10 protein-coding genes and 1 pseudogene are annotated in these 12,023 nt (G+C 33.2%); 5 read left to right on the top strand and 6 right to left on the bottom strand.

Annotation, left to right across the window (positions count from 1 at the left end):
* Nucleotide 1 precedes the first annotated feature (1 nt).
* A complete protein-coding gene (locus tag CSUIS19073_RS04275) occupies nucleotides 2-730 on the bottom strand; it encodes an amino acid ABC transporter ATP-binding protein (RefSeq protein WP_086236875.1) in 729 nt (242 codons plus the stop codon).
* Nucleotides 723-1,433: an amino acid ABC transporter permease gene (locus CSUIS19073_RS04270; RefSeq protein WP_180379395.1), complete on the bottom strand. Its 711-nt coding sequence runs from the start codon at nucleotides 1,431-1,433 to the stop codon at nucleotides 723-725. Before CSUIS19073_RS04270 ends, CSUIS19073_RS04275 begins: the two co-directional genes overlap by 8 nt.
* Nucleotides 1,434-1,604: 171 nt before the next feature.
* On the opposite strand from CSUIS19073_RS04270, the gene CSUIS19073_RS04265 reads away from it, so the two are divergent.
* Nucleotides 1,605-2,420, top strand: a complete 816-nt coding sequence (locus CSUIS19073_RS04265; protein ID WP_086242515.1) for a flagellar hook-basal body protein — start codon at nucleotides 1,605-1,607, stop codon at nucleotides 2,418-2,420.
* Nucleotides 2,421-2,431: 11 nt separating this feature from the next.
* Entirely contained in the window at nucleotides 2,432-3,220 is a 789-nt protein-coding gene (gene flgG, locus CSUIS19073_RS04260; RefSeq protein WP_086236872.1) for a flagellar basal-body rod protein FlgG, read from the top strand.
* Between the two features lie 43 nt (nucleotides 3,221-3,263).
* Here the strand turns inward: flgG and CSUIS19073_RS04255 are convergent, their stop codons facing one another.
* The 3 genes and pseudogenes from CSUIS19073_RS04255 to CSUIS19073_RS04245 form a co-directional block, all read right to left on the bottom strand.
* Nucleotides 3,264-4,421, bottom strand: coding sequence for a hypothetical protein (locus CSUIS19073_RS04255; protein ID WP_086236871.1), 1,158 nt, complete (start codon nucleotides 4,419-4,421; stop codon nucleotides 3,264-3,266).
* A gap of 16 nt (nucleotides 4,422-4,437) precedes the next feature.
* A complete protein-coding gene (locus tag CSUIS19073_RS04250; RefSeq protein WP_086236870.1) occupies nucleotides 4,438-5,526 on the bottom strand; it encodes a hypothetical protein in 1,089 nt (362 codons plus the stop codon).
* Between the two features lie 9 nt (nucleotides 5,527-5,535).
* Nucleotides 5,536-7,031: pseudogene (locus tag CSUIS19073_RS04245) on the bottom strand (MBOAT family O-acyltransferase).
* 142 nt (nucleotides 7,032-7,173) lie between these two features.
* Between CSUIS19073_RS04245 and CSUIS19073_RS04235 the strand changes: the two are divergent.
* Entirely contained in the window at nucleotides 7,174-8,145 is a 972-nt protein-coding gene (locus CSUIS19073_RS04235; protein WP_086236952.1) for an agmatine deiminase family protein, read from the top strand.
* Nucleotides 8,145-9,011, top strand: coding sequence for a carbon-nitrogen hydrolase (locus CSUIS19073_RS04230; protein ID WP_086236868.1), 867 nt, complete (start codon nucleotides 8,145-8,147; stop codon nucleotides 9,009-9,011). Before CSUIS19073_RS04235 ends, CSUIS19073_RS04230 begins: the two co-directional genes overlap by 1 nt.
* Here the strand turns inward: CSUIS19073_RS04230 and CSUIS19073_RS04225 are convergent.
* Nucleotides 9,001-9,597 carry a M48 family metallopeptidase gene (locus tag CSUIS19073_RS04225; RefSeq protein ID WP_180379393.1) on the bottom strand — a complete coding sequence of 199 codons (597 nt, stop codon included), beginning with the start codon at nucleotides 9,595-9,597 and terminating at the stop codon, nucleotides 9,001-9,003. The genes CSUIS19073_RS04230 and CSUIS19073_RS04225 overlap by 11 nt on opposite strands.
* Nucleotides 9,598-9,647: 50 nt before the next feature.
* On the opposite strand from CSUIS19073_RS04225, the gene CSUIS19073_RS04220 reads away from it, so the two are divergent.
* On the top strand, nucleotides 9,648-12,023 hold a 2,376-nt coding region (locus CSUIS19073_RS04220; protein ID WP_337214382.1), incomplete at its 3' end, for an LPD23 domain-containing protein.

Below are 12,023 nucleotides of genomic sequence, written 5' to 3'. Positions count from 1 at the left end.
TTTAATGGTTTAAAACCTTATTTAAAAATTCATTTAGTCTTGGGTGCGAAGTATCTGCAAAGATGGATTTAGGGGAGCCATCTACTGCTATAACCCCCTTATCCATAAAAAATATTCTATTTGCTACATTTCTTGCAAATCCCATCTCGTGAGTTACTACAACCATAGTCAAACCCTCACTTGCTACCTCTTTCATAATGGATAAAACTTCGCCTATCATCTCTGGATCTAAGGCACTTGTAGGCTCATCAAATAGTATTATTTCAGGCTTTAAGGCTAGACTTCTAGCTATGGCTATTCTTTGCTTTTGACCGCCACTTAGCTTGTGCGGATAGACATCTGCTTTGGACTCTAATCCAACTTTTTTTAGTAAAGTTAAGGCTATATCTTTAGCTTCAGACTCACTGCATAGCTTTGTTTGGATTGGTGCTAGGGTTAAATTTTGCATTACGGTTTTATTAGCAAAGAGATTAAAATGCTGAAAGACCATACTAACTTTTTGTCTTACCTTATTTATATCTACTTTTTTATCTAAGATATTTTTGCCATTTATAAATATCTCTCCACTACTTGGCTCTTCTAATCTATTTAAACAGCGTAAGAATGTGCTTTTTCCCCCGCCGCTTGGACCTATTATAGCTACTACTTCGCCTTTGTGAATTTGGGTATTTATGCCATTTAATACAGATAAATCGCCATAATTTTTTGTTAAATTTACTACCTTAATCATCTTTATTTAACCTATTTTCTAATAATTTTGCTATAACAGAAAATATCTTAACATTAGCATAATATATCACCCCAGCAAACAAAATCGGCTCTGGAGTAAATAGTGTAGCTTGTAGGCTTTTGCTTTGCATTGTTAGATCAAAAATACCTATAAGCCCCACTACGGAAGTCTCTTTAAATAGGCTTATAAATTCATTAGCAAGGGCTGGAAGGATATTTTTAATAGCTTGTGGAAATATGATTAATCTCATTGATACACTATAGCTAAGCCCCATTGCACGAGCTGCTTCCATTTGACCGCGATCTACGCTATTAATACCGCTACGAACTATCTCTGCGACATAAGCAGAGCTATTTAATCCAAGTGCTATAACTGCTGCGTAAAAATTATCACTAAGTGTAGCAAGAATAACAAAAGCAAATATCATAAGTTGCAATAACACAGGTGTGCCACGGATAATATCTATGTATTCATCGATGATAAATGATAAAATTTTAATATCTAAAAATTTTAAAAATGCTAAAATAAAGCCTAGAATTATACCTATGCTAATCCCGCCAAAAGTCAGCATAATTGTGGTAAAATAGGCATTTTTGTAGGCTAGTTTTTGTGCTTGGGTTAGCTCAGTTGGAAAAGTAAGCCATAAGCCAATTATGATTATGGTAACTATAAAGATGAATTTAAAAAATTTCTCATTAAATATCTTGGTCAAATTTATAAGCCTTAATTTTGGTTTAAATGAAGTTGTGATTATACATTAAAATTAATTTTTTATAGCTTAATGTTTATGAAAATAATATGTTTTTTATACTCAAATTTTATTATGGAACGCAACTTGCTTATTTGCCTAAAATCATTTTTATTAGGAGCTACTATGCAAAACGGATATTACCAAGCAACTGGTGCGATGGTAACGCAGTTTAACCGCTTGGATATTATTACTAATAATCTTGCTAATATCAATACCAGTGGGTATAAAAAAGATGATGTGGTAATAGCTGATTTTGAAAGAATTTTTAAAGAGACTAAGGATATATTACCACTAGAAAATCACACTAAAGATTCTGCTAAATTCTTAAATCGCACTTTAAATAGAGTGCCTCATATTAATGAAGTTTATACAGATTTTAGCGTAGGTGGGTTAAAGCATACTAATAATCCTCTTGATATAGCAATTGGTAAAAATGATCTATTTTTATTAGTAGATACTCCAGCTGGTGTAAGACTTACTAAAAATGGCTCTTTGAATTTAGATAATGAAGGGTATTTGGTTACTAAAGAGGGGTATAGGGTTTTGCCGACAAATTATGAAGCCCAGCCACCGCTCACAAGGGGGATAATTATTCCGCAAAATGCTCCAATGACAATTGATAGTAATGGTAATATCTACTCAAATCAAGATCCAGTAGGAAGATTATATGTAGCCCAGCCTAGAGAGCTTAGAAATTTACAAAAAGAAGGGGATAATCTATATAAAATAGATAGCTTAGAAGATGTGGTAGATAATGCTACAAGTGGCTCTATAGCTCAAGGTTACGCACAAATCTCAAATGTAAATCCAGTAAAAGAGATGGTAAGTCTAATAGAGACCCAAAGAATGGTAGATATGTATCAAAAAGTTATGACAACTCATATGAGTGATTTAAACCAAGAAGCGATAAATAAACTAGCCTCAATGAGAGCTAACTAAAGGATAGAGTAATGATAAGATCACTATATACAGCAGCTACAGGTATGATGGCTCAGCAAACACAGATAGATACGACTTCGCACAATATCTCAAATGTTAATACAATAGGTTTTAAGAAAAGTAGAGCTGAATTTGCTGATTTAATGTATCAAACAATGCAATACGCAGGCACCCCAACTAGTGCTACAACTATGAGCCCTACAGGTATGGAAGTGGGTCTTGGTGTGCGTCCTACTGCTATTACAAAGATGTTTAATCAAGGATATTTTAAAGAGACTGGCAATAATCTAGATATGACAATTGCCGGAAATGGCTTTTTCCAAGTACAACTTCCAGATGGGACTACGGCATACACAAGAAATGGGGCATTTAAGCTTGATGGCGATGGAAATATAGTAAATAGTGATGGCTATAGATTGCTTCCAGAGATGACTATTCCAGCTGATGCGACTGAAATTTCAATAGGCACAGATGGGACTGTGTCTGTGCTTCAGCCAGGCAATCAAGAGATGACGCAAATTGGTCAAATAGAGTTAGCTGGTTTTGTCAATCCAGCTGGACTTCACTCTATGGGGGATAATCTATTTTTAGAAACAGCAGCAAGCGGAGCTCCAAATATTGGAAATGGTGGAACTGATGGATTTGGTCAGATTAAGCAAAGCTTTGTAGAGATGAGTAATGTCCAGCTCGTTGAAGAGATGACCGATCTCATCACCGGTCAGCGTGCGTATGAGGCCAACTCAAAAGCTATCACCGCAAGTGATGAAATGCTCCAAACCGTAAATCAGCTAAAACGATAATTTAGCTGATTAAATTTTAATATATAGCCCTATTTATGGGCTATTACTGCTCTATCTCTACATTTTCTAAAGCCTTGATAAATGGCTCTATATCATATGATTTAATCTTTTGCTCCACTGTTTTTAAATACTTATCTATGTTTTGTGGGGTTAGGATATTGGTTTGATTTTTGATAGCGTCAAGTTGGATTGAATTTAAATCTTTGCTATAATGTGGCAAGTCTTTATAATTAGCAATATCATCAGCATAATCTAAATCATCAAATCCATATACTTTGACATTTTTATAATTACTGCTTTTTGTGATAAAGTATCGTAGAGATTTTTCCCAGATATAAAAATATTTAGAATTATCACTATATGCTCCTTTTATATTTCGCATACGATAAAATAGTCTTGAATATGTTGGGATTATTATTGAAAATTTGGTATTTGGATAGTCTTTAAAAAATCTAATTAAATATTTTTGTAGATAATCTTGTTGAGCTAATATATCTACCCCCCCCCATACATCTTGATTATTTATATTTTTTAGATTACCATTTTTTATATCTATTAGCGGCTGCTTGATCGCATCATTATCTTTATTTTTTATCCAGTTATCAAATCCACCAAATATTGCTTTATTTTTTTTATACCAGTTGGTAATTTGATATATATCATCTATTTTGCCTACACATTTTTCTTGGTTTGAAAATCTGACAGCACAAGATATAAATTTCCAATTCATATAAATTTTTATATCATCATATAAATTATTATTGTATAAAAAATCCCAATCCAAACTACTATTATTGTGATTATTTACAATATAATATCCATCAAGAGAGTATATAATATGTTTTGGATTTTGATTTTTAAATATATAATCCATCACTATAGCTCTTTCATCAAAACCACTACCGCTAAGTGATATATTTATCCAATTACCATCGTTACTAAGTTTATTTGTGGCCTCTTTGGAATCGGTATTTTCTAGCATTGAAGTTCCTATTATATATGAGTCAAATTCATAATTTTTTATAATTCCTAAAGCTTGTTTTCTCATATCTGTAAAAAATGTAGCTTCTCTAAAGTATGGTTTATGAAATATTTGGAGCGGGTCATAAATATATATCAATCCAAAAATCATAATCACAAAAGGCAGTGGATATAGTAGGGTAATAAGTATAAATCTTTTTGCATTCTTATCATTTGGCATTTTAAAACCTTGTTTATTATAAATTTTTTATCATATCAATAAATGGCTCTACATCATATGATTTAATCTTTTGCTCCACTTTATCAAAGTATGATTTTGCGTTATCAAGAGTGAGAATATGTCTTTTGTCTTTAATAGCACTAAGCTCTAAAGAGTTCATATCTTGTGCGTAATGGATTGTATCTCCAGCGTAATTGGCAATATCATCAGGATAATCTAAATCATCAAATGCGTAAATCTTAACATTATCTAAATCCCTAATTTGCTCAAGTAGCCACAATACCACCTTTTTACGCTCCATAAAAGCTGATGGAAAAACTTTAAAATGAAATCTAGAGTATGGCGGGAGTATTAGGTAAAATTTGGTTTGCGGATTATCTTTGATAAAAGGTAGGGTAAATTGGCTGAGAAATTTCTTTTGCTTTGTTATATCCATTAAGTTATCATCAAATATCACTGATTTGAGATTAAAAAGATCAAATTTCTTTAATTCATCTGGATTATACTTTATCCAATTAGCAAATCCGCCTAATCTTTGCTGATGCTTCTCTTCTCTATACCATTGTAAGGCAGTTTCAATATCAGGCTTACCGACGCATTTCTCATTTTTACTAAGTGTTAAAATACATATTAGAAATCTATCATTTAGATAGGCTTCTAAATCATTTAGTTTTGAATCATCATAAAGTAGTTTGAAATTTACCTTCCCTCTCATCTCATCGGTAAATGCGTCTAAAGAGTAGATTATACTTTTAGGTTTTTTGTGTTTAAATAGAAAATTTAATATAATGGCTCTTTCGGCTATACTGCTTGCTGCTGGAGATATATTAACAAAATTACCGCTAATTTTTTGGTTTGCCTCTTTTGCTGAGGTGTTTTGTAGCATAGAGGTGCCAATGATATATGAATCATAATCATAATGCTCTATAATCCCTCTAGCCCCAAGACGCATCTCACCAAAAAATCGTGGCTTACCAAAAAAGCTTTTATGAAATATCTGAAGTGGGTCATATATGTATATAAAACCAAATAAAATAGTAGTAAGAGCTATAGGCGTAGCAATAGCAACTGCTATAAATCTTTTTGAATTCTTATCATTTGGCATTTTGTAACCTTAAAAATTGAAATATATAAACTCTACATATGGAGTTATGCTTAAAGTAATAAGTGCTAAATATAGCAAAAATCCAGCAAAAATTGCGTTTTTTAAATTTGGCTTAAATGAATTTAGCATCTCAATGCTATTTTTGAATATTAAGGTTATGATAAATGCGAGTATTAGATATATAATAGTATCATTTCTACCACCAATATGCTCTAAAATAAAAGGAAATCTAAGCTTTTGTGGTAGTTCTATCCAGACAATTCCAAACATTCCTTTAAGTAAATTTAAAGCCCCATCTAAGTTTTGACTTCTAAAAAATATCCAAGTTATATTTAAAAAATTAAATGTTATAAACCAGCAAAAAACCTTATACACTCTAAAATTAATAAATTTAAATGAGCTACTATAATATGAGTAAATCCTATGGATTACCATAGCTAAGCCATGAAGCGCTCCCCAAATCACAAATCCCCAGCCAGCACCATGCCAAATTCCGCTTAAAAATGCTACTATAAAGAGATTTCTAAGCGTTAAAAGCTTGCCAAATTTATTACCGCCAAGTGGAATATATAGATAATCTTTTAAAAATCTACCAAGAGTTATATGCCATCTACGCCAAAATTCAGTTATACTCAATGATTTATATGGAGAGTTAAAATTCATAGGCAAGATAATGCCAAACATAAGCCCAAGCCCAATAGCCATATCACAATACCCACTAAAATCAAAATATAACTGAAATGTATATGAAAGCGAGGTTACCCACGACTCTACAATATTTAAAATTCCACCATTTTCAACATAGCCAAAACCAGCATTAGCCCACTTAGCAAAGCTATCTGCGATAAATATCTTTTTAAATATTCCAATACAGAATATAAAAACCCCTTTAGCTATAAGCTCAATCTTGATAGTTTCATTTGCTTTAAATTGTGGCATCATCTCCTTGTGATGGACTATTGGCCCAGCAATTAGCTGTGGAAAGAAGCTGACAAATAAGCAGTAATCTATAAAATCAATATTTTTACTTCCCTCTTGTAAATCATTAGTATCTACCTTTTTATAGCAATCTGTTAAAAACGCAATCTGCTGAAAGGTAAAAAATGAGATTGCTAAAGGCAAGACTATATGTGGTAAAGGAATATTGAAGTTTAAATTTAAAATTTGGCTAAAAAGATTGAAATTTTCTAAGAAAAAATCTGTATATTTGAAAAATCCAAGTAATCCAAGATTAAATATTATGCCAAAAATTAAAGTGGGCTTTACCCCCCCCCCCACCAGCTCAAATTCGGCGTTAAAATTCTCTTAGCTATTATGTAGTTAATTAAGATAGAGCCAAGTAGCAATGGGATATAGATTAAATTCCAAAATCCATAGAAAAATAGACTACCAAGGACTAAAAATATATTAGAAAGTCTATGATATTTTAGATATTTTAAGAGATAAAATCCAAAGAGCATAATAGGCAAAAAGCCAAATATAAAGGCATATGAGCTAAATATCATTGTTTATCTTTCATTAAAAATAGGGTCTAAATGCTATCGTAATTTAGCTTAAATTAAAATATAATTTATTAGATTTTAAAATATTTTTTGCTATTCTTTGCGATTTAATTAAAGGTTTGTTATGTTAAATTTAAATAGTAAGATTAGGGCTTTTGCTGAGTGGGAAGCTCAAGAGCTTTTGATGCTTAGCATACCGCATAGTAAGAGTGATTGGGCATTATATCTAGATGAAATTTTAGATAGCTATGAAGAGCTAGTAAGGGTGGTTAGTAGCTATCAAAAAGTGCTATTGATAGCGCCGAATTTAAGTGATTTTGATAGGTTTAAAAAGTATAAAAATTGCGAATTTTTACAAGTGGATACCGATGATACTTGGATTAGAGATTATGGTGCTATCGATGTTCAAAGGGCTGATGAGATAATTAGCTATAATTTTAAATTTAACGCTTGGGGTGGCAAATTTAGTAGTAGCAAAGATAACGCAGTAAATGCAAAATTATTTAAGCATTTTGGCGGAGTTTTACAAGATGTGGATTTGATATTAGAAGGTGGGAGTGTAGAATTTAACGGCAATGGCACGATGCTAACTACTACTGAGTGTTTATTAAATGATAATAGAAATAATTTAAGCAAATTTGAGCTAGAAAATAGATTAAAATCCCTATTTGGGCTAGAGAAAATAATCTGGCTAGAACATGGTTTTATAAAAGGCGATGATACCGATAGCCACATAGATACTCTAGCTAGATTTATAGCCCCAAATATTGTAGCTTACGCAGCTTGTGATGATGAGAGCGATGAGCATTATGTGGAGTTAAATTTAATGAAAAGAGAGCTAGAATCGGCTGGATTTGAGCTTGTGGGATTAAACTTACCCAAACCAATCTACTATAATGGCAGACGCCTTGGGGCGACATATTGTAATTTTATATTTATAAATGGTGCTGTAATCGTGCCGACATATGGGGATAAAAACGCTGATGAAAACGCTATAAATGCTCTTAAAAAAGCAATTCCAAATAGGGATATAATAGGCGTGGATAGTAGGGTGTTTATTAGACAAAATGGTAGCTTACACTGCTCAAGTCAAAATAGATATAAAAGGATAAAATAATGAAAGTAGCGCTAATTTCGCATAGATATTATGGCAATAAAGATAGCACGATTAACCACACAACGCAGATGATCCAAAAGGCTGCTAGAGATGGAGCGCAGCTTGTAGTGCTTCAAGAGCTCCATCAAGGGGCGTATTTTTGTCAAGATGAAAATGTGGATAAATTTGATTTAGCAAATGATTATCAAAAGGATAAAATTTACTGGGCTAATGTAGCTAAGGATAATAAAGTGGTGCTGGTAACTTCGCTATTTGAAAAGCGAAGCGAGGGGCTATATCATAACACTTCAGTTGTATTTGATAGCGATGGAAAAGAGGCTGGTATATATAGAAAAATGCATATTCCAGATGATCCAAATTTCTATGAAAAATTCTATTTTACGCCTGGGGATTTAGGCTTTAAGCCTATTGATACTAGTTTAGGAAGGCTTGGAGTGCTTGTTTGCTGGGATCAGTGGTATCCAGAAGCTGCTAGATTAATGGCTTTAAGTGGGGCTAAATTATTAATATATCCAACTGCGATTGGGTGGTTTGACTCTGATGATGAAGAGACAAAATCAGCCCAACTAGAGGCTTGGGTAGCAGTCCAAAGGGGTCATGCTGTGGCAAATAATATCCCTGTAATTAGCGTTAATCGTGTGGGTTTTGAAAGCGATGAGTGTGGCGGTGGGATTAAATTTTGGGGAAATAGCTTTGTTTTTGACGCTCAAGGGGTAGAGCTATTTAGGTCAAATTCAACAGATGAAATCGTCCAAATAGTAGATATAGATATGCAAAAATGCGAGCAAATCCGAAGGTGGTGGCCATTTTTAAGAGACAGAAGGGTTGAGTCTTATGGAGATATTACAAGGAGATTTATAGATTAAGTCTAGATTTAAAATCAGCCATTAAAGATGCGATAAAATCATAAAATTCCTTTTGGTGGTGCGGATAGATTAGGTGAGCTAACTCGTGAAGCACCACATACTCTATAAATTTAATATCTCTTTGAATGAGATTTGAACTAAAATTCAAATATCCCTTTTTACTATTACAACTACCCCATCTAGTAGTCATCTTTTTAATCCTAATAGCATTTATCTCTTTGCCTATTTTAGGGCTATAAATAGCGATATATTGGCTTATTAGCTCTTTTAGCTTTTCGTTGGCGTAATGATTTAGAGTTTGTAAATCTGGAGTAAATATATAATCATCGCTAAATTTAAACTCATTAGATATTTGGATTTTATAGCTTTTGCCTAGGAATTTTATCAGATTTGGATCGTTTTTTGGGATTTTTGATAGGGTCTTTTCTATCCAAATAGAGTGAGTTTTGATAAAGTTGTCTATTTGAAATTTAGTAGCGTAAAGTGGAGCTATGAGCTTAATATCACCAGTTGAAGTAATCTTTAGGCGTAAATATTTAACACGCTTTTTTATGCACTCTATCTTAAATTTCCCATACTCTATCAAGATATCTCCCCTTTATCAAATGGGACATTTTATCTAAATTTTAGATATTTTTGGCTGAATTTAGCTCTATTAAAAACCAAAGCGGAAAAAGAGCTGAAACTATGAAGGCAAACTTCATAATAGAAAAGCTCAAGCCTTTAATACCAAGATTAGGCAATAATGAAGCCTTAAAACTACACTTAAATAGAGCCATTTTAAATGCTAATGGCGACTTTAAACTAGCGATTAAAAATATTGAGAATATCCCAGATGGCAACTTGCCAACGCCTACAAGAAATCTCTTAAATGAGTTTAAAAATGCGTTAAAAGATATAGAACAAGTGGTTAAATCTCAAGCTAATGAGCCAACGCAAATTAAGGCTGAAAATCAAGTAAATTTATCTAAAACCAAAGAGCCAACGCAAGAGCCAGTAAAAGCTGAAGCTAAAAAAGAAGCTGAAAATTTAGCTCAGTATCGCAAAGATATCGAAACTAAGTATAACATTAATCCTATAAAAGAATTCGGCACTAATTACGCTGAGTTTTACCACGATGGGGCAAATGCCATTAGAAAGCTTTTAGTTGAAAGACAAGGGCAAGTAGCTGGAGCGTTTGAGAGAAAAGAGCTAGGCGATATCGATTTAGTGTGGGGCGAAGCTAAAGCTGCAAATGGCGATATAAAAGGGTATGGGCTTAGCAAGATAGAAGCTAAGCACCTTAATGACTTTGCTAGTTTTTACGGCGATATACCGCAAGAGAAATTAATAAATGGCTTAAATGAGATTATAAAAAATGGCAAAATTATAAATGAAAACGGCGTAGATACTATATGGTATAAAAAAGATAATGATTATTATTTAATCGGTCTTAGCAAGGGCTTTTATAATAAAGGGGATAATAACTGGATTATTACAGTATATGAAAAAACTAACCTAAGTATAGATAAAAAAGCTAGAATAGATAAAGCTTTAAAAGGTGGCGACAGCAAGACCATTTCCGCTTATGCTGAAATTAAAAGCTCAAAGACACCTAAGCTAACCACCGCTGAGAATTCTACCACAACGGCTAATAAAAGTCAAGCCAAAAATATGATGGGTGGCTTTAGCACTATGGCGTTGCAAAAGGCTATATTACACCTAGGTAGTGGAGCTGCAGGTGGAGCGATAAATGCTAATGCTGAGCAAGACCCAGACAAAAAGGCTGAAGCATTTCTCAAGGGATTTTTACTAGGAGCTGGTGGCTCAGTTGAGGCTATAAAAATGCTAGAAAATTCAGCCAAATTAGCCCCACAATTGGCACGAATTAGCCAAAGATTAGCCAATGATTTACCTGTGATTTTAAATGATAGACCTGATATTGTGGGTAAAGCCCTAGGTAAAACACCAAAGGATAATTATAATTATATTTTTGGAGGAGAGAACGCAATCGGAGCAAATAAGGCTAAACTAAAAACCGCTAGGGAGATGGTAAAAAATGGAGTAGATGAGAGCCAAATATGGACTAAAACTGGCTGGTATAAAGACATTGATGGCAAATGGAAGTTTGAGATAAATCCGCTTGGTGGCAAGTTTAAAAAAGTAATAAAAGATTTGTTTGACGCTAAGGCTTTTAAAGAAAAAAATAGAGAAAAACTAGAAGTCTTACAAGATAGAGCTAAAATAAATGATAAATACCAAGCCAATCTAAATAACTTAAACGCTACTTTAAGCCAACAAGCTAGTATTATCACAAAGGCAAAAGATGGTTTAAAGCTTAGCGAAGTGCTAGATGATAAAAAGCTCTTTAATGCTTATCCACAGCTAAGAGATTTGAAAGTAAGATTTGATGAACTTGAAGGTCAAATGTCTATGTATGATGGATATTACAATAAAACGCTTGATGAAATAGTTTTAAACTCTAAACTCTATAATAAGCCTGAAATGCTAAGAAGTATTTTATACCACGAAATACAACATAAAATCCAAAGCATAGAGGGCTTTGCTAGTGGCGGTATGGGTAAAGATGGGCTAGAATATCGTAGATTAGCTGGTGAAGTAGAGGCTAGAAACGAGCAAACAAGGCTAATATCAAGTGAGCTAAATAACGCTAAGCTTGAGAGAACTACTGATTTAGATGATTTAGAAAAGATAGTAAAAGTCTTGCCAAAAAGCCAAGCTAACGAGCAAATAAGCAAAGAGCTAATAGCACTAAAAAAGCAAGATATGGCACTAGATAATGAGTATGGCAAAATCAGTCCGCAAAGGGATAAAGAGATAGATAGGCTAACTGATGAGCTAGATAATAGGTTTAATGCGTTAGTAGGACAAATAGATAAAGATGAGTTAGCAACTGCCTTGCTAAAAGTCTATAACAAAACAAAGCACCCAAATGCTACTGCTGATGTGATACCTGAGCTTAGAAAAGTGGTTTTTAATAAAGCCCAAACCATAGCTAAACCCAAATGGGCT

This window comes from Campylobacter sp. RM19073, from assembly GCF_024723495.1.
Lineage (GTDB): Bacteria > Campylobacterota > Campylobacteria > Campylobacterales > Campylobacteraceae > Campylobacter > Campylobacter porcelli.
The sequence above is the reverse complement of the archived record's forward strand: the minus strand, read 5'-3'. Positions and strand labels throughout refer to the sequence as shown.

Coding starts and splice junctions, on each gene's coding strand:
- CSUIS19073_RS04255 (WP_086236871.1), bottom strand. CDS start 4,421: ATGCCAAATGATAAGAATGCAAAAAGATTTATACTTATTACCCTACTA.
- CSUIS19073_RS04275 (WP_086236875.1), bottom strand. CDS start 730: ATGATTAAGGTAGTAAATTTAACAAAAAATTATGGCGATTTATCTGTA.
- CSUIS19073_RS04250 (WP_086236870.1), bottom strand. CDS start 5,526: ATGCCAAATGATAAGAATTCAAAAAGATTTATAGCAGTTGCTATTGCT.
- CSUIS19073_RS04265 (WP_086242515.1), top strand. CDS start 1,605: ATGCAAAACGGATATTACCAAGCAACTGGTGCGATGGTAACGCAGTTT.
- flgG (WP_086236872.1), top strand. CDS start 2,432: ATGATAAGATCACTATATACAGCAGCTACAGGTATGATGGCTCAGCAA.
- CSUIS19073_RS04230 (WP_086236868.1), top strand. CDS start 8,145: ATGAAAGTAGCGCTAATTTCGCATAGATATTATGGCAATAAAGATAGC.